This window comes from bacterium, from assembly GCA_019912885.1.
Taxonomy (GTDB): Bacteria; Lernaellota; Lernaellaia; order JACKCT01; family JACKCT01; genus JAIOHV01.
The window spans coordinates 1-18,295 of the sequence record JAIOHV010000002.1 but is presented as its reverse complement, the minus strand read 5'-3'; the positions used below and the strand labels follow the sequence as shown (position 1 = coordinate 18,295).

The following is an 18,295-nucleotide window of genomic DNA, read 5'->3' as shown; positions in this document are numbered from 1 at the left end:
TCGAAGGCGTGGATGCGATCGGCCGCGGCGAAGTAATCGCGCAGAAGCGACTTGGCCGCCTCGGCCTCGCCCGCTCCCGCGAAGCCCAGCGCGAGCGCCACCTCGGGCTGGGCGGCGGCGCGAAGCCGGTCCTGCGGCGCGTGCGCCGAGAAGTGCAATTCGTGACGCACGCGCATCAGGAACTCCACGGCCTGCGCCAGCTCCACGAGGCCGACGCGCGTCGCCAGGTGTTCGCGCACGAGGTGAGCGGGCAGGTCGTCGCGCCCCAGCGCGAGCGCGGCGTTCCACATCGCGAACATGTAGTCGCGCAAGCCGCCGGGTGAAAGCTTTACATCCGGCTCGAGCACGTGCGCCGTCGGCGGATACTCCGCGTCCGCGACATCCGGCGCGGGCCGGGGGATTTCGATATGGCGGCGTCCGTATTCGATGAGTTCACCGACGCGGTGCTCGACGCCGGCGCGCACGAGGGCGTCGCCGGCGATAAATCGCGCGTCGAGCAACGCGGTCAAAAGTTCCGCGTCCGTTCGCGCCAGGTCCGCGAGCACGCCGGCGCGGTGAATGCGCTGCCCCGTGCGGACCTTCGCGTCCCAGAGGGGGTAGAGCATCGTCTCCGCGACGGATTCGAGCACGGCGTCGGGAATGTCGTCCCGCGCCACGAGGAAGAAATCGACGTCGGAATACGGCGACATCATCTCGCGGCCAAGGGAGCCGGCGGCAAACAGCGCAAATCCGTCCCGGCCCGCGGACGCGGTCTCAAAAAGCGTGGCGAGCGCGCCGTCCCAAAAGCGCGTCATCTCGCGCGCGGTCTCGCCGCCCGCGGCGCCACGCCGATGCGCCGCGCGCAGCCGTCCGCGGTATTCGCGCAACCGTTCGGCCAATTCGTTCACGCGGGCAAGGTAACGAGGATTGAGGAGCGAGGAAATAGGAAAGAGGAAGTAGGAAATAGAAAATAGGAAAGAGGAAAGAGGAAAACGCCGGCGGTGCGGCGGTGGTGTTGTCGCGCCGGCCCTGTCACCAGGTTGGCTGTGGCTTCCAACGAAAACGGCGGCGTTTCCGCCGCCGTTTTCGATAAAGAAACCAGACCCTTTCCGCCGGAGCGCTTCACGTAAATCGGGTAGGCCTTTTTGAATTTTCCGGGAAGATTAATGGAGGGAACAAAGGAAGAAATCGTGCGGCGGAGCGTCGGCGGAAAGGGCCGTGAAAAACCGGGGAATCCGGTCGATGATACGAAAAAAGCGAGGAGCGATGCCCGCGGGCGTGGGGCGAGAACACGGTGGGCACGGAGGAACATTTCGCGCCTCCGCGGGATCGGGTACAAGAAATCGTGCCCACGAACATCATACTCCCCGCAAGAAAGGGTTATTCAAATCGCCCTGCCGGCGTCGCGAATAAAATGGTTCCGAATGCGCTTGCCGGGCAGGAAGGGCACAGTACGAATTCGGGACTCGCCGGTCTGTAATGTCGCGAACGCGGAACGCTTGATTCGGAAAAACCCGGATTTTGGCGGGCGTTATGCGGCGTTTTGCCGATCGCGTCGTATTCATCGGGCCGGTCAGGCGCGGCGCTTGTGATCGCCCGCGTCATTCGGCTCGCGCGGCGCGAACGACAGGCACGGCCGCCCGGACGATTCATAAACCGCGACGCACGGCAGACGCCTGGATTTGAAGTCGAGCGCCGCGCAGCCATGCGGCGCGTTTTTGTCCCACGTGACGCGATAATGCCGGCAACGGCGGCAAAGAACCTTCGCCGCCGCGCCGTCGTCGCCATTCATACGCGTTGCAGCTCCGGTCAGTCGCGCCGGCCGGGGGACGGGCGCGTCGCGCCCGAATTGCCGCGTGGCGTCGTTTTCGATTTCGACGCCGTGCGCGTTTTGGCCGGCGTGGTTTTTTTGGCCGGCGCGCCTTTGCCCTTACCGTTGCCGCCGCGCGCTGGTTTCGCGCCGCGTTTCGCCGTTGTCCCCTGGCGCGCGGCCGAGCTCTTGCCGCGGGTGGCCGCCGGCTTTTTGCCGCGCGCCGCCGTACCGGCTTTCGCGCGCGCGCCGGTTTTTGCCTTCGCGGCGCCCGCCTTCGCGCGGGGTTTCGGCGCGGCCTTTTTCGCCGCGCTCGCCTCCACGGCCTCGCGGAAGTTGCCGTAGATCTCCTCGAACGCGCGCCGCGCCTCGCCGACGAAGGCGTCTTTGGCCTGCATGAAAGCGTCGGTGATGTTCTGCTCGTGCTCGGACAGCGAAGACTGCGTCTTCGCCCACGCCTGCCCGGTGCGTTCGCCGACGTCGCGAGCCTCGCGGAAGATCTCCTGCATGCGTTCACGCCCCGGCACGCGGCCGGCGGCGCGTTCGCGGAAGTAGAAGTCCATCGCCTTGCCGATCGCGTAGGTGAGTCCGTACACGATGGGGATGTTCGCGATCGATCCGAAGATCGGCACGAACTTCAGAAAGCTCGCCGCGATCTGCCGCGCGATAAGCCCAAGCCCGACGGTGCCCAGCAACTCGCGCACGATTTCGGATGCGTCCTGCTCGGAGATATCGACGCCGCGGATGCGTGCGATCTTGTAGCCCATGTAGCCCTGCACGGGCGTGAGCACGAAAAAATCGGCGATGGGGATCGGCGTCGCGGCGATGCCCGCGCAACCGGCGGCTCCGATCTGGATGACGCGCTGCACCTTTTCCTCGGTGGTGAGATCAGGGTTCGATTCGACCTCGATAAATTCCCTGTTCAGCCGTTCGTGCAAGTCCTTAAGCCAAATCATAAACGCTCCTTTCGATGAAATCGTTGTCCAAAATATAAGCATGGCGCACGCGAAGTGTTCTTGACCGTTTGGCCCAAACCGCGACAAATGATAGCACACGCACCGGGGAATGAATGAAAAATCCGACGGCAAACGTCTGGGAGCCGGAAGCCACAAAGGGCACGAAGGTTCCATTCCTTCGGCGTTTTCATTTCGCGCTATTCGCGCTTTTTGTTGCGATCGGCGCCGCCATCGCGTTTGGCCCGCGCCCGGAAGGCCTCTCCGTCGAGGCTCAGCGCACCATCGGAATTTTCGTGATGTGCACGCTTCTGTGGGTGACCGGCCTCATCCCGCTGCAGATCACGTCGGTGCTCGCGATCATCCTCCTGCCGATCCTGAACGTCATGCCGAGCGCCGACGCGTTCGCGCTTTTCGGCAACAACGCCGTGTTTTTCATCCTGGGCGCGTTCATCATCTCCGCGGTGCTCGTGGATTGCGGCCTGTCGACGCGCCTGACGATCGTCGCGCTGGAGCACAGCACCGACTCGCCGCGCCGCCTGCGTACCGGCATCTTCCTTTTCGCCGCGTTCGCGAGCTTCTGGATGAGCGAACACGCGGTGGCCGCGATGATGTTCCCGATCGTGCTCGGCATCGTGCGCGCGCTCGGGCTGAAACCGAACGGCGGAAAATTCGGCAAGAGCTTTTTTTTCGCGCTGGCGTGGGGGTGCGTCATCGGCGGCATCGCCACGTACCTCGGCGGCGCGCGCAACCCGCTGGCGGTTGGAATTCTTTATGCCGATACGGGCGTACGCATCGGCTTCCTGCAGTGGATGGTCGCATCGTTTCCGCTCGTGATCCTGGTCCTTGTCATCGCGCACCTGTTCCTGACGTTCGCGTTTCCGCAGGACGAGCCGGTGGACATCGAGGCGGCGCGGCTCACGCTGCGCGAGCAGCACGGCGACCTCGGCCGACCGAGCCGCAAGGAGTTCGGCGTCGCGCTCGTCACCGTGGCGACGATCGTCGGATGGATCACGCTGCACCACAGCTTCGGCCTCGCGATTGTGGCGCTATTGGCGGTGGCGGCGCTATTCATTTTCCGCCTCGCGGAGTGGCCGAAGGTGGAGGACAACGTCAACTGGGGCATCATCCTCATGTACGGCGGCGCGATCGCGCTTGGCAGCGCGCTCAATTCGAGCGGCGCGGCGAAGTGGGTCGTCGATCGTACCTTCGGCCAGGCGCCGTTTTCGGACACCACGCTTTTGATCGTGCTCGGAATGATGTCGCTGGCGCTGACCGAGTTCATCAGCAACGCGGCGGTCGTGTCGGTGATGATGCCGGTGGCGATCGGCATCGCGCGCGCGCGCGGCATTCCGTTCGAGGTGATGGCGTTCGCGATCGCGCTGCCGTCGGGGCTTTCGTACGTGCTGCCGATGGGCACGCCCGCAACCGCGATCGCGTACGGATCGGGCTATCTTTCGATGAAGGACTTCTTGCGCGCGGGCGTGTTCATGATGATCTGCAGCCTCATCGCATTTTCGCTCGTGGCGAAGTTTTACTGGCCGCTGATCGGGTACGGCTGACCGGAAAGAGGCTGAAAGACGGAAAGGCCGGAAGACTGGAAGGTCATCGCAGGCCATACCGCAAAATTTTCTTGACGCTTGTCGCGCGCAGGTGGATGATGCCTTCATTCTTTTGTCACTCGAATCGGGACGTTCGCGCGTCGTGGACACGATTCGATGAATTGGTAATCGTCCGGAGGGTATGCGATGACGGCACTTCGATGCTGCTTGATCGCGGTTTTGCTTTCCGCGTTGATGATCCATCCGCCTTTCGCGGCCGCGGACGACGATGACGACTGCGTCGTGATGTGGGATCAGCCGACTCCCGCGATCGATCACGGACATCTATCACAGGATTTCCCGCCGGACCGCGACATGTACGATATCTTTGTTTTTGATGATTTCGAAGTTCCCGCGGGCAGGTCGTGGGCCGTCTTCGAAATAACCGCGATCGCGAATGTGAACTCGGACGAACTGACTGATTTCTCTCAGGTCGCCTGCGCGATTTGGCGCGATGCGTCGGGAGAGCCGGCCGGTCACCCGATTTTCGGAACGCCCGCCGAATGGGCCCAGCAGAACCCGCCGGGAACACCGCAAATCGCAATTCATGCGGACGAGGTAAGTTTCACGATGTCCATCATGTCGCCGCCCGTTCTCGGAGAAGGCCGTCATTGGCTGACCTGTTACGTGGAAGGCAGAGGGGGTTGGTACTGGGAAACCGCCGACGAAAGTTATGCCGAGCTGGCCAAATTCATCAACCCCGGCGCGGGTTTCGGCATGGGGACGCATTTCCTTAATGTACACGATGTGATCGGTGAAGCGACAGATATGGCTTTCTCGTTGTGTACGACCGAGACCACGGGTTTGCCGACGACGACAACGACGACAATTCCCGCCACGACGACAACGACCACCACCACAACAACGCTGCCGGACGATGACGATTCGGCGGACGACGACGCGCTTGATGACGACGACGCGGACGACGACGCGCTTGATGACGATGAAACGGTCGATGACGACGACGCGGTCGATGACGATGACGCATTCGGCGACGATGAGGCGGACGCAGGGCAAGATGGTGGCCCGGGTATTCCGCTCGACGACGATGCGTACGCCGGCGACGATGACGACAACCGCGGATGTGGCACGTGATTGGCTATCGCGATGCGCAGCAACGCCATTCGAGGGGTCAAAAAAAATGACAACATTCCGCCGATGTCGCTGTCGAACCGCGGCGGCGGTTTCGGCGTCTTTTTTAGTCGCCGTACTCGCCACGACGGTATCTTGCTCGATCGACGATGACGGCGATGTCGCGATCGTCGATACCGGAAATCTGCCGCGATTCGACGATGATGATACCGTCGCCGGTGATGACAGCGCGTTGGAGGACGAAGACGCGTTCGACGATGATGAAGCGGACGATGCGGATGATGATGACGAGGACGACGATCCGGACGACGATGCGGATCCAGTCGTCGAGGCCATGGAGATCGTGCCCGGCGGCGGCGCGATTCCGATGGGTAAGACAAAGTCTTTCGGCGCCGTCGCGCGATGGTCCGACGGCTCGACGACGCCGATGGACGTGGACGTGTGGAGTTTGGACGATGAGTCGATCGCTACGGTCGACGCAGCGGGAAATGTGACGGGCGTATTGAACGGCGCGGCAACACTAACGGCGACGTCCGACGATCTTTCCGCGACGGCGGACGTGCTCGTCGGGCCGGATATCTTCTTCACGGTCGCGGGCGGCAAACTCGCGGCGTACGATCGCGGTACCTGGACGCTGATACTCGATTACCTCGGCGTGCCGTTCGCGGCCAAGCCGCGCGGGATTGCATTCTGGAATCGGTACGTCGTCGCCGCCGACGCAAACATTGGCGATCTGGCGATTGTCGTCGTCGATATTGTGAATAGGACCGCAACGCGTTGGCCCATTTCGTCCGCGCATACCGGGCCGGCTATCGTCGATGGATTCGCATACGTTGCGAGTGGTTGGGAAGAATTGACCGCCGTCGAGCTCGCGACCGGTATAACGGAAACGTATTCGCTACCGTATGGTTGCGTGCCGGTGGACATTGTCGCCGTCGACGAAAGTGTCTTCGTCGCCTGTAGCGGCGTGGACGATCCGAAATTCGTGGAACCCGGGCGCGTTGCCGTATTTCAACCTCGTACGGAAACGATGGTCGAAATTGAAACGACGAGCATCATTCCCACCGCGCTCGCCGTCGGACCGGAGCGAAAACGCGTTTACGTCACATGCGGCATCAACATGTTTTTTCCGGAATATTCGCAAGGAATCGTCGACACCATCGACGTTGAGAGCGGGACTTGGATCAGCAAGACCAATATCGGTTCGCCGATGCGATTTTCTGATCTGACGGTGACGAACGCCGGCGTAATTCTCGCCATGGGATCCGTATTTTATGGCCATTACCTCTACGCGTACGACACGACGACCGATGTCTGGACGCGGGGGCTCAACCATCCGATCGTCATCGAAGATTTCCAATACTACGACGCGCTCGCCTATAACCCCTTCGCCGAAGAGATATGGGTGTCGGATTGGGATGCCGACAAGATCCACATCCTCGAAGCCGATTCCTACAAGATCCTCCGTTTCATCGACGCGCCGGACGCGGCGAATTTCGCGTTTTGGGATTGGTGAGGCGCGCGCGCTCGCGAGCGCGGCGATGGCAGAGCCGCAAACGAAGCGAAGTGCGCGGGTACGGCATGGCCGAGCTGGAGCTCGGCGTTCCCGGGGGAATCGCGATGCCGAGCCGCGTCTCCGCGCTCCCGGGTACCGCTACAGCGTGAAAGCGCGCGGCAGCAGCGCGGCGACGGTCGTTTCGTCGATGTCGTCGTCCGCGCGGACAAGGAGCACGCGCGCGTCTGGCGCGATCTCGTGCAGGAACTGGCGGCACACGCCGCAGGGCGTCGCGCCGGGGGACGACGGCGCGTGGACGGCGACCGCGACGATGTCGCGCACGCCCGCGTTGAGGGCCGCAATGACGGCCGCGCGCTCGGCGCAGATCACCGACAGCAGCGACGGCGTCTCCACATTCGCGCCGGCGAACACGCGCCCATCCGACGCAAGAGCCGCGGCGCCGACGGCGAAACCGGAGACCGTCACGTGCGCGTTTTGCGCGGCGTCGATCGCGGCGCGGGCGAGTCTGAGGTCGGTGTCGGTTGTCGGCATCGCCATCGCATTATGCGGAACACGGAGGGCACGGAGAAGACACCGGGGAATTGGGAATTGGGAATGCGGAATTGGGAATGTCCGTCGCGGAAGGTCCTACGCTTGGACGCGCTGTTTTTCGGCATTCCCAGAGCCAGTTTTTAACAATGCTCTCGCGATTGTCACCCTGAGCGAAGCGAAGGGTCTACGTTCGTGTTGATGCGGTGCGAGATCCTTCGCTTCGCTCAGGATGACAAGGCTCGAACACGGGATGGCAAGGCTCGAGTACGAATTTTGCATTCGATTCCCCATTCGCAATTCCCCTTGCGATGACCTTCCAGTCTTTCAGCCTTCCGGACTATTCAGTTCGCCGGGTCCTCTGTGTCTCCTCCGTGCTCTCCGTGTACCGTCGAAAAAATCACGCCATCACCGCGACGAGCTTTTCCAGCATCGCGGCGAACGCGTCGGCGTGACGCGTGGCGGCGGCGAGGACGGCGGCGTGCGTGAGGTCTTCGGTCGCGCCGGCGCCCGCGACGTTGGTGACTAGTCCAAGCGCCGCGACGCGCATCCCGAGAGCGCGCGCGGCCGTGGCCTCCGGCGCGGTGGACATGCATACGACGTCCGCGCCCAGGCGGCGGAGCATTTCCTGTTCGGCGCGCGTTTCGTAGATGGGGCCAAGGACGGCCGCGAGCGTGGCAAGGCGGACGCGGGGCCGGGTGTACCCGCTTGCTGATCCCTCACTTGCGCTCAGGACAAGCTCTCGCGGTTGCGACGCGGGCGACGAGAGCGCGTCGAGCGTGCTTGTGTCGTAGAGGTTTTCCATCGGGGCGAAGGGCGTGCCGCCGAAGGCGAGGTCGATTCCGCGCCGCGCGGCCGCGGCGAGCGGATTGTCGCCCATCAGGTTGATATGATCGGCGATGAGCGCGATGTCGCCGGCTTGCCAGTCCGGGTGCAGCGCGCCGCAGCTTGTCGTCAGCACAAGGCGCTTCGCGCCGATGGCCTCCGCGGCGAGCGCGGGAAACGCGGCTTCGTCCGCGCCGCGGCCTTCATACATGTGCAGGCGCCCGGCGAACACGGCGACGCGCCGGCCGCCGAGCGATCCGACGACAAGCCGCCCCGCGTGCCCGGCGACGCGCGGCGCGAGGTCTGGATCAAGGTCGGCGTAATCGATCGATTCGGGATTTTCGACGCGATCGGCGAAGGCGCCGTGGCCGCTGCCGAGGACAACGGCGATCTCGGCGCGGCCCTCAAAGCGCGCGCGAACGGCGTCGCGGACGCGCGCGAGGTCGACCGCCATGCGTCAGAGGACGGAGAGCCCGCGCGCCAGGCCGTGGAAGAAGCGCCGCGCGCGGTCGCCCGCGGATCGGGGCTTGAACGGCGTCAGATCCAGCGGCTCGGCGGGCCGGCGTCCGAGGTGCCGGTTGTAGGCGGCCAGAAACGGCGCCGCGTCCAGGCGCAGATACGCGCAATAATTCTGGATGATGCCCTTGACGAAGATCGGCGCCGTCAGCCGGTCGAGCGTGTCGCGCTCCAGGGCTTCGATGAATTCGGCGCGGATCCGGGTGATTTCCGCGATCTCCTCGACAGGCACGGCGCGCACCTCGCGCGCCTTCCGCAAGGCCTCGCCGATGCCGGGGCCCGCCGGGACTTGCGGGTGCCGATCTTCGTGCATGACCGCCGCCATGTTCACCTCCCGCGTCAATCGAGGATGTTCAGATACTCCTGCGCCTGGCGGCCGAGCTTTCCGAGCGGATCGACCTCCAGGACCTTAAGCAGATGCTCGCGCGCCTTTTCCTTGTCGTTTTTCTTGATGAAGCAGAGGGCCAGATCGAGATGCGCCTCGGGATATTCGGCGTTGAGGGTGAGCACGTAATTGAGTTGCTCGATCGCCTCGTCGTAGCGATCCGTCGCCATGTAAACCTTGGCGAGGTTGTCGTAGGCGATGAGGTAGCGCGCGTCGCGGTCGAGCACCTCCTTGAAGTACTGCTCGGCGCGGACATAGTCCTGTTGTTTGTAGGCCGCCCAGCCCAGGCCGTTCAGCGTGTTGGCCTGATTGCGGTAGGTGTCGTCGGCGAGCGCCTCGGTGAAACTGCTCGTCGCCTCGTTGTAGCGGCCGAGGTAGAGGTAGAGCGTGCCGAGGTTGTGGCGGGCGTTGGAGTTTTTCGGATCGAGCCGAAGCGCCTCGTTGTAGGCCGCTTCCGCCTTTTCGAACCGTTCCTTGTGGAAATAGATGAGTCCGAGCGCATTGTGGATCTGGGAGTCGTACGGATTGGCATCGCGCGCCTTCTCGCATTCCTCAAGCGCCTCGGAGCCTTTTTCCGCCTGGAAATAAGCCATGCAAAGCTCGTAGTGGCTTTCGGCTTCCTTTTGCTTGTCGGGCTTGACCTCCGGCTTCTTGTCGCCGCCGCACGCGGTCGCGAAAAGCGCGAGGGCCAACGCCGCGGCCAGCGCCCGCGAGGCGGGGCGCGGGCGGAATCGGCCGGGCGAAGGCCGGGATCGATGGCAAGGGAGATTCATGGGAGCGTCTATTACTGGTAGCACTTGGACCTTTCTACGTCAATATGTAGTAATTTCGAGGATCGAGGATCGAGGATTGAGGATCGAGTGAAATCGCAACTCATTCGCTTTCCCTCGGTCCCTCTGTGGCGGAATCGGCGGCGCGGTCGGCGGCCGTTCGCCAAATCGATCATCGTCGTGACGACTCAATCCTCAATCCACGATCCTCACTCCTCCCTTCACACCCGCTTCAATCCCTCGCGCCACGCGGCGCGTCGTTCGTGGCGCCAGGCGGCGTCGCCGGACGGCGCGAAGTGCGCATCTTCCTTCCAGCGCCGTGCGACCTCGTCGGGGCTCTTCCAGACGCCGACCGCCAGCCCCGCGAGGAACGCCGCGCCGAACGCGGTCGTCTCCACGTTCTTCGGCCGGCTGACCGGCACGTCGGCGAGATCGGCCTGCATTTGCATCAACAGATCGTTGCGGCTCGCGCCGCCGTCGACCTTCAGCACGGATACCGCGCGCCCCGCGTCGGCCTCCATCGCCTCGAGGATATCCGCGATCTGCAGCGCGATGCCCTCGAGCGCGGCGCGCGCGATGTGCGCGGCGGTTGTCCCGCGCGTCAGGCCCCAGATCACGCCCCTGGCCTGGGGATTCCAGTGCGGCGCGCCAAGGCCGGTCAGCGCGGGGACGAACACGACGCCACCCGCGTCGGGCACGGAGGCGGCGAGCGCCTCGATCCCGGCGCTATCGCGGATGACGCCCAGGCCGTCGCGCAGCCATTGCACCGCCGCGCCCGCGATGAAGCACGACCCCTCGAGCGCGTAAACGGTTTGGCCGCCGATACGCCAGGCGATCGTCGTCAACATCTGGTGCCGGGAATGCACGATCTCGCCGCCGGTGTTCACGAGGACGAAAGCGCCGGTACCGTAAGTCGATTTGGCGTCGCCCGGCGAAAAGCACGCCTGCCCGAACAGCGCCGCCTGCTGGTCACCCGCGATGCCGGCCACCGGAACGCCGTCGGGGATCGAGGCGAGGCCGCGTGTCGTTCCGTAAATCTCGCTTGACGCGCGAACGTTGGGCAGCATCGCGCGGGGCACGTCGAAAAGACCAAGAAGCTCGTCGTCCCAGTCCGCCGTGGCGAGGTTCAGAAATAGCGTACGGCTCGCGTTGGAAACGTCCGTGACGTGCGCACCGGTCATGCGCCGGACGAGATACGAATCGACGGTGCCGAACTGGGCGCGGCCGGCGACGGCGTCCTCGCGAAGGCCGGGGACGTTGTCCAGAAACCATTGCAGCTTGGTGCCGGAGAAGTACGGGTCGAGAACAAGCCCCGTGCGTTCACGGATGAGATCCTCATGGCCGGCCTCGCGCAATCGCGCGCAGCGATCCGCCGTGCGTCGGTCCTGCCAGACCATCGCGTTGGCGTATGGCTTGCCGCTTTGCGTTTCCCAGACGAGCGTCGTTTCGCGCTGGTTCGTGATGCCGATGCCGGCGATGCGCGCCGCGTCGATGCCGCCCTCGGCGAGCGCGTCCGCGGTCGCGCCCTCGACCGACGCCCAGATATCCTCGGGGTCGTGCTCGACCTGCCCGGGCTTGGGGAAGATCTGCCGAAACTCGCGATATCCGCGCGCGACGATGTTGAGATCGGGATCGATCGCCAGCACCGTCGTGCCGGTCGTCCCCTGATCGATCGCCAGGATAAGATCGCCCATCCGCTCCCTCGATACGTTCTGGATTTGTGGGATTTTCCCGCGCGTTCCCGATTACGGATTTTCTCGCGGCGGGTCAACGAAAACGCACGCGCGCGGCGTCGGATTGGCGCGCGCGCTGTGGATAAGTCGCGGCCATCCGTCCCATCACCCGTGCGTTACGCGGCCGTGATTTTTCGCGATTCGACGTGGAATCGACGCAGGGGCCACGCAAAAAACTCTTGGCACGGCGGGCCGTCCGCGTATGATACGCGCCGGTGACGCCTTTTATTTTCCTGGAGGATACGGGTATGCGATCGTTTCGACTTGACCTGTGGATGACTCTGTTGATCCTTCCGTTGATGTTCATGGCCGGCTGCTCGTGCGGCGACGATGACGATGACGACGACGACGACGATCAAGCCGACGATGATGACGGCGACGACGACGCCGATGACGACATGGACGACGATGCCGACGACGATACCGGCGATGACGACGCGGATGACGACACGTCCGACGACGACACGGCGGACGACGACACGGGCGACGATGACACGTCCGACGACGACACGGGCGACGACGACACGGATACGATGATGCTGCGCATCACGCCGCTTTCGCCGAACGCGCCCGCGTTCGACATCCATTTCGACGGCGAGGCGGACCCGACGTTTTCCAACCTCGCCTATCTGGCCGAAGTCCCGTACGAAGAGTTCGACGCCGGCACGCACGCGATCGCCATCACCCCCGCCGGATCGCCGATCGGCGACGCGGTGTACACCGGCGACGTCAATCTGCCGGGCGGTACGTTCCTGAGCCTCGCCATCTACGGCGTTCTGGCGGACCTGCGCGCAAGTGTGCTGCTCGACGACTACAGCAGCGTCGAAAGCGGCAAGGTCCGCATACGTTTCGTACACGCGACCGCGGGCGTCGGCGAATACGACCTGCTTCTCGTACCGGACGCGGGGCCGAACGTGCTGCTTTACGACGACATCGACCTGGGCTTTATCTCGGCGGCGACCGAGATTACCGCGCAACCGTACACCTTCGGATTCGATTTCAGCGACGATTTGACCCCGGAGATCGTGATTGATACGCCGACGTATCTGGACGGGGAGGTGGTGAACCTCTTCGCGCTTGTCGACTCGTTCGGCGCGGCGATCGTCACGCAATACGAGGACAGTACGCTGACGCAGAGCCGGCCGTAGCCGCGGCGAACGAGGAAAGAGGAAAGAGGAACGAGGGCACCGCCACGGACCGTTGGCGGCGTCCCTGGCGTTGATCGCGTTGAAACGGGAACGCGCGGATCAAAGCCCGTCGCGCGCGCTTTTCTCTTTTCTCGCACGAAGGGCTAAAATGCGCCGCATGTTGCCGAAAGCCCTTTTCGTCACGCCTCCGTCGCGCCCCGCGGTGATGCGGGATTATTACTGCACGTCCGTCGCGAAGGCGGGATACGCGTGGCACCCGGGCGAGTTCCTTTTCCAGAGCGCCATCCTCGCGCCGCACTTTCGCGTCGAAATCCTGGATGCGACCGCGGAGGGCTTCACGGCCGACGCGGCGAGGCGCCGCGCCGCGCGCGAGCCGGTCGATCTGTTGTTCGGCCTTGTCGGCGCGGCCGATCCGCGCGGCGATCTCGAGTTTCTGCATTCGATACCCGCGCGCAAGCGCGTCGTGTCGGGCGAGGTCGTGCAGCCGGATCCGGCGGCGTGGCTCGAGACGCATCGCGATATCGACGGCGCCGTCGGCAATTTCACGGGGGACGGGCTTCTCGCGCTTTTTGACGGCAACGCCGAGGCGCGCGGCGTCGCGGTCCGCCGGGGCGGCAAGGTGCGTCCGGCGCTTCCGGTCGAAGGGCGGGAGTTTTCGATGGCGCGCCCGCGCCACGAACTGTTCCGGCGCGACGCCTACCGCATGCCGCTCCAGCGCGAGCGGTGGTTCGCGAGCTTATTGACCGACTACGGTTGCCCGCATCGGTGCGCGTTTTGTAACACGGGCCACCTGGGTTATCGCCGGCGCGACGCGGACGGCATCGCCGACGAGCTCGACGCGCTCGGCGAGATGGGCTTTCGCGAAATCTACGTCAAGGACATGTCGTTCGGCGCGCATCGCACGCATGCGCGCGCGGTGTTGTCGTTGCTGTCCGGGCGCGGATTTTTCTGGCGTACGTGGGGGCGCGTGGAGGACCTGACGGCGGAGCTGCTGCGCGATATGAAAGACGCCGGATGCCGGCTTGTGCAGATCGGCGTCGAACACGCGGACGAGGAGATTCTCGCCCGCGCGGGCAAGCCGTATACGAACAGCGACGTGAAGCGCGTGCTGGCGGATGCGCGCGCGGCGGGCCTCGATGTCGGCGCGCATTTCGTTCTCGGCCTTCCGGGCGAGACGGCCGCGTCGCTCACCGCGCTCGAGGATTTCGTCGCGCGGCTTCCGGCGGCGTACATCTCGGTGAATCTCTACGCGCCGCGCCTTGGCGCGCCGCTGGCCCAAAGCCTTGGCGGCGGCGATACGCCACACGACACCACGCGCGGGAGCGACGCAGGCGCGATGCCGCGCGAGGAACTGCGCCGCGCGCGAAACCGCATTTACGCGCGTTTTTACGGCCGGCCGAACCGCTGGCCGCGGCTTGCCGCGCGTGTCCGCCCGCACGAGGTGAGGGGCGCGGTCAGCGCGCTGTGGTCGCGGTGACGAGGATCGAGGATTGAGGATTGAGGATCGAGTGTCGCTCATCCCTATTCCTGTCCCGGTTCAGGCGCTTGAAATCGCGACCGACAGGGATTGCGTACGGGCGCAAGCTTGGGCGCGGGCGTCGGGATGTCCGTTCGGTCCATCGGATCCATCAGGTTCATCGGATTCGCGCAATCGGAGCCAAGGCATTGCCTGGGAGGACCTTTTATGAATATCGCGAAATTCACACGACCGCTTCTGGTTTGCGTGTTTGCCATTGCACTCGCCTTTGCCGGCCTCACGTGCGGCGACGACGATGACGACGACGACGCCACGCTCGGCGGCGACACGCCCGGCGGCGGAGCGGGCGGCGGCGGTGGGGGAGGTGGAGACGATGACGATGACGACGACACAGACGGCGACGACGACACGGACGGCGATGACGACACGGAAGATATGGACGACGATACGGACGACGCGGACGACGACACTGCAAGCGACGATGACGACACGTCGGACGACAACGGCGGCCTGCCGTATTGAGCGCAAAAAAGTGGCGAGTCTCGTCGCATTCTCCCGCCGATGCCCGATATCCGCTATCGAATAGAGCCCCATGACGGGCCGCACTGGAAGGGCGCGTCCGACCTGCGCATGGACGTTTTCGTCGTGGAACAGGGCGTGCCGCCGGCGCTCGAGCTCGACGATCTCGACCGCACCGCGACGCACCTGCACGCCGTCGACGGCCGCCGCGTCATCGGCACGCTGCGCATGATCGACAAGGGCGACGCGATGAAGGTCGGCCGCGTCGCGGTGCGCGAGGACATGCGAAAAAATGGCATCGGCGCGGAATTGATGTGCCGCGCGGCCGACCACGCGCGCGAGGCGGGTTTCGCGCGCATCGTCCTGGATTCGCAGGTGACGGTCATCCCGTTCTACGAAAAGCTCGGATACGCGCTTGTGCCCGGCGACGAGTTCCTGGACGCGGGGATTCCGCACCGGCGGATGGTGCTGGAGTTGTAAGCCGTGATATGTTTTTTTTCGAATGGGGATGATCGGAGGGTGCATATTTGTCGACTCGCGTTTTCCGTGGTTCCTCGACGCGTGACTGGGCACCCATACTTGCTTTTCTAATCGGTGTTTTCGTCGCTTCGTCCGGATGCGTCTTGGCGAACCCAGGCGAGGATGACGTTGATGACGATGGTGCATCGTCGGATGTCGACGACGACGCCACGGATGACGACGCCACGAATGACGACGCACTGGACGATGACGTCGCGGACGACGACGCATCCGACGATGATGCGATAGACGATGATGACACGCTCGACGACGACGCGGTCGATGACGACATGGACGACGACGACACCGACGACGATTTCGACGACGAGATGTGCGGAACTCGCGTCGGCGATGAATGGCCCGCGATCTGCCTTGACGCCCACGACTGCGCCGACGATTGCGGCGCGGCGCTGTGGCTTCTGTATTGCCACGCTGGCTTTCCGATAATGGAAGGCGGCTACCTGTACACGCAGGCCGAGGCTCTCGCGGCGTGCCGCGCGGGCGGCGACCCGTTGTGGTCCGATATCACGGAATGCGCCGACGGCGTCTACGAACTGTCGGGCACGGTGCAAGAGACGACGTATTATCCAGTGGATCACCTTGCAATGTGCATGTCTGACTTTGGTTGGCCACCGGAACGCGAAGACCTCTTCGACATCGTCGCTTGGGAGTTGTTTTACAACGGAGTGATAGACGACGTGCTTCCGTCTTACTCCGCGTTGAACCTTTCGTCGAAGGTCTTTTGGGATCCGTATGAGTTATGGCTAGGAATCGGCGTAAGCATTGCCATTACCGGTGGGACACCCAGTGATCTGCGCGGCGGCCTTCATTTGTGGGGCTCATCGAAATTCTGGTCGCGGGCAACCTACGGTTTTGGCGATCTCGCGTATCGTGACGCCGCGCTCATGCAGTTTCCCGTTTCCGGATTTGAGTTGTTTATCCCGGACCCATGGAACGAAGGGACCGTTGATGTCTACATGGATGTATTGGAACTCGTTCCATCGACAACGCCTTAGCCATCAGGCGTCGCGGCGTCGCCGTCGGCCGGGGCGGGGCCAGATACGGTCCGTAAGCGTCAGCGCGCGGGATCGCGGCGTTTGGGAAATCGCGTTTTTCCTGACGCGAAGCAGCCCGCGCACTCCGCTGCGCTCCGTTTGCGGCTCTGACATCAATGCGGCAGCGGGTTGTCCAGCACCTGCCTGACGACGCGGACCAGGTCGTTGGGGTCGAACGGTTTGGGAAGGAACGCGGACCAGCCGAGGTCGGGTTGCGCGTCGTGCGCCTCGCGGTCGGCGTAACCCGATGAGAGAATGACCGGCTTTTCCGGCGCGAGACCTTTAATTAGCTCCAGCGCCTCCTGGCCGGACATGATCGGCATGGTCAGGTCCAGGATCACGAGGTCGATGTCCTCGCGCATGCGTTCGAAGAGCTTGACCCCTTCCATGCCGTCGGGCGCGAGCACCACGCGGTAGCCCATGCGCGTCAGCGTCGCCTCGCCGAGCTTGCGCAACACCAGTTCGTCGTCGACGAGCAGGATCGTCTCGTGCCCGCCGCGCAGCTCCTGGAAGTGTTCCGAGTCGGCGGCCAGCGTCAGGTCCCCGGAGTGCCTCGGCAGATAGACGCGGAACGTCGTGCCGCGGCCGGCTTCGCTATCCAGCGAGATCCATCCGTGCATGCGCTTGACCATGTCGAACACGGTCGCCAGGCCAAGGCCGGTGCCGCTTCTCGCGTGCTTGGTGGTGAAGAACGGCTCGAAGACGCGGCGCCGCGTTTCATCGTCCATGCCGCAGCCGTTGTCGGAAATCGACAGCGTCACGTAGGAACCAGGCGTCGCCTGCGGATCGACGCGCGTGTAGTTGCCGTCGATCTCCACGTTCTCGAGCTTGACGACGATCTGGAACGGCCCGTCGCGCGGGCCTTCGCGGTCGAGCACATCCTGGATCGCGTCGCGCGCGTTGACGCACAGGTTCATCGCGATCTGGTGGATGTCGCCCGGATCGGCGAACACCTGCCAGATGTCGAGCGGCGCGACGCACTGCACGACGATGCGCGGGTCGATCGCGCCGCGCAGCATCTTGGTCGTTTCCATGATGACGGGCACGGGGTCCATCGACATGCGTTCGATCTTGCCCTTCTTGGAAAACGACAGGAGCTTGCGCGACAGGTCCGCCGCGCGGCGCGTGGCCTGCCGCGCGTTCGCCAAAAACACGCGTCCTTCCTCGGAAACGTACGGGTACGCGAGCTCCTGGTTGCCGACGATCGCGGTGAGGAGATTGTTGAAGTTGTGCGCGAGCCCCGCGGCGAGATTGTTGATCACCTCCAGGCGCTGCGCCTGCAAGAGCTGCGAGCGGAGATCCTCGATTTCCTCGCGCGCGCGATCCAGATCGGCGGCGAGGTCGGCGTCGACCGCCGTCTCGCCGGCATTCATCGAACGCAGCTCGTCCGCGCCGCGCGTCAGGATGAGAAACGCGTTCGCGTGCCCCTCGACCGCGACGGGAAGCGCGCGCACGGTGGTCCGAAACGAGCCGCCGTCCGCGCGCCGGTGCGTCAACTCGGCGAAGGCCACCGGGTGTTCCGCGGCCGCGAGCGATAAAGGCACCACGTCGGCCTGGTAGGCGTCGTCGTCGTGGAAATCGCGCATCGGCATGCCGGCCATCTTTTCGGGCGAAACGCCGTGCATCGCCGCCCAGGCGCGGTTGACGTACACAAAACGCCCTTCGCCGTTCGCGATCGCGGCGCCATGGCTCATGTTGTCGACGATGATTTGCAGCGACCGCGTGCGCGGATCCGCCTTGGCCGGCGAGCCGATCGCGATCCACACTCCGGCGTCGTCGGGAGTCACGCCGGCGGACGCGCACGCCGCGATGGCCACGCGAGCGCCGCCGCCGTTGTGCGGTATCAGCCGCGCGCGCAGGCCGGAGGGC

The 18,295-nt window shown here is 64.3% G+C and carries 17 protein-coding genes; 7 read left to right on the top strand and 10 right to left on the bottom strand.

Annotated elements, in window-relative coordinates; all coding sequences use genetic code 11:
- From K8I61_00105 to K8I61_00090, 4 genes are all read right to left on the bottom strand, one after another.
- Positions 1–878 (bottom strand): DUF294 nucleotidyltransferase-like domain-containing protein (locus K8I61_00105; GenBank protein ID MBZ0270408.1); only part of this gene is annotated, 878 nt, incomplete at its 3' end.
- Positions 879–883: 5 nt separating this feature from the next.
- Positions 884–1,291 (bottom strand): hypothetical protein, encoded by a 408-nt coding sequence (locus K8I61_00100; protein ID MBZ0270407.1) that lies wholly within the window; start codon positions 1,289–1,291, stop codon positions 884–886.
- 261 nt (positions 1,292–1,552) lie between these two features.
- On the bottom strand, positions 1,553–1,771 hold the full coding sequence (locus K8I61_00095; protein MBZ0270406.1) for a hypothetical protein: 219 nt from the start codon (positions 1,769–1,771) through the stop codon (positions 1,553–1,555).
- Positions 1,772–1,788: 17 nt separating this feature from the next.
- Positions 1,789–2,745, bottom strand: a complete 957-nt coding sequence (locus K8I61_00090) for a hypothetical protein (protein ID MBZ0270405.1) — start codon at positions 2,743–2,745, stop codon at positions 1,789–1,791.
- A 113-nt stretch (positions 2,746–2,858) separates the two neighbouring features.
- On the opposite strand from K8I61_00090, the gene K8I61_00085 reads away from it, so the two are divergent.
- The gene (locus tag K8I61_00085) at positions 2,859–4,304 is read left to right on the top strand and encodes a DASS family sodium-coupled anion symporter (GenBank protein MBZ0270404.1); all 1,446 of its coding nucleotides are present in this window, start codon (positions 2,859–2,861) and stop codon (positions 4,302–4,304) included.
- 946 nt (positions 4,305–5,250) lie between these two features.
- Positions 5,251–6,951: an Ig-like domain-containing protein gene (locus K8I61_00080; GenBank protein MBZ0270403.1), complete on the top strand. Its 1,701-nt coding sequence runs from the start codon at positions 5,251–5,253 to the stop codon at positions 6,949–6,951.
- 138 nt (positions 6,952–7,089) lie between these two features.
- On the opposite strand, the gene K8I61_00075 is transcribed toward K8I61_00080, so the two are convergent.
- The 5 genes from K8I61_00075 to glpK form a co-directional block, all read right to left on the bottom strand.
- Positions 7,090–7,482 (bottom strand): cytidine deaminase, encoded by a 393-nt coding sequence (locus K8I61_00075; protein ID MBZ0270402.1) that lies wholly within the window; start codon positions 7,480–7,482, stop codon positions 7,090–7,092.
- 397 nt (positions 7,483–7,879) lie between these two features.
- Entirely contained in the window at positions 7,880–8,758 is an 879-nt protein-coding gene (locus tag K8I61_00070; protein ID MBZ0270401.1) for a purine-nucleoside phosphorylase, read from the bottom strand.
- 3 nt (positions 8,759–8,761) lie between these two features.
- A complete protein-coding gene (locus tag K8I61_00065) occupies positions 8,762–9,145 on the bottom strand; it encodes a helix-turn-helix domain-containing protein (protein MBZ0270400.1) in 384 nt (127 codons plus the stop codon).
- A 14-nt stretch (positions 9,146–9,159) separates the two neighbouring features.
- A complete protein-coding gene (locus K8I61_00060) occupies positions 9,160–9,897 on the bottom strand; it encodes a tetratricopeptide repeat protein (GenBank protein MBZ0270399.1) in 738 nt (245 codons plus the stop codon).
- A 299-nt stretch (positions 9,898–10,196) separates the two neighbouring features.
- Positions 10,197–11,669, bottom strand: a complete 1,473-nt coding sequence (gene glpK / locus K8I61_00055; GenBank protein ID MBZ0270398.1) for a glycerol kinase GlpK — start codon at positions 11,667–11,669, stop codon at positions 10,197–10,199.
- A gap of 287 nt (positions 11,670–11,956) precedes the next feature.
- On the opposite strand from glpK, the gene K8I61_00050 reads away from it, so the two are divergent.
- From K8I61_00050 to K8I61_00030, 5 genes are all read left to right on the top strand, one after another.
- Positions 11,957–12,856 carry a DUF4397 domain-containing protein gene (locus K8I61_00050; GenBank protein MBZ0270397.1) on the top strand — a complete coding sequence of 300 codons (900 nt, stop codon included), beginning with the start codon at positions 11,957–11,959 and terminating at the stop codon, positions 12,854–12,856.
- Positions 12,857–13,004: 148 nt separating this feature from the next.
- On the top strand, positions 13,005–14,333 hold the full coding sequence (locus K8I61_00045; protein MBZ0270396.1) for a radical SAM protein: 1,329 nt from the start codon (positions 13,005–13,007) through the stop codon (positions 14,331–14,333).
- 207 nt (positions 14,334–14,540) lie between these two features.
- Positions 14,541–14,855 (top strand): hypothetical protein, encoded by a 315-nt coding sequence (locus tag K8I61_00040; GenBank protein ID MBZ0270395.1) that lies wholly within the window; start codon positions 14,541–14,543, stop codon positions 14,853–14,855.
- 39 nt (positions 14,856–14,894) lie between these two features.
- A complete protein-coding gene (locus K8I61_00035) occupies positions 14,895–15,332 on the top strand; it encodes a GNAT family N-acetyltransferase (GenBank protein ID MBZ0270394.1) in 438 nt (145 codons plus the stop codon).
- Between the two features lie 143 nt (positions 15,333–15,475).
- Entirely contained in the window at positions 15,476–16,387 is a 912-nt protein-coding gene (locus K8I61_00030) for a hypothetical protein (GenBank protein ID MBZ0270393.1), read from the top strand.
- A gap of 152 nt (positions 16,388–16,539) precedes the next feature.
- On the opposite strand, the gene K8I61_00025 is transcribed toward K8I61_00030, so the two are convergent.
- Positions 16,540–18,295: response regulator (locus K8I61_00025; GenBank protein MBZ0270392.1), on the bottom strand; the 1,756-nt coding region annotated here is incomplete at its 5' end.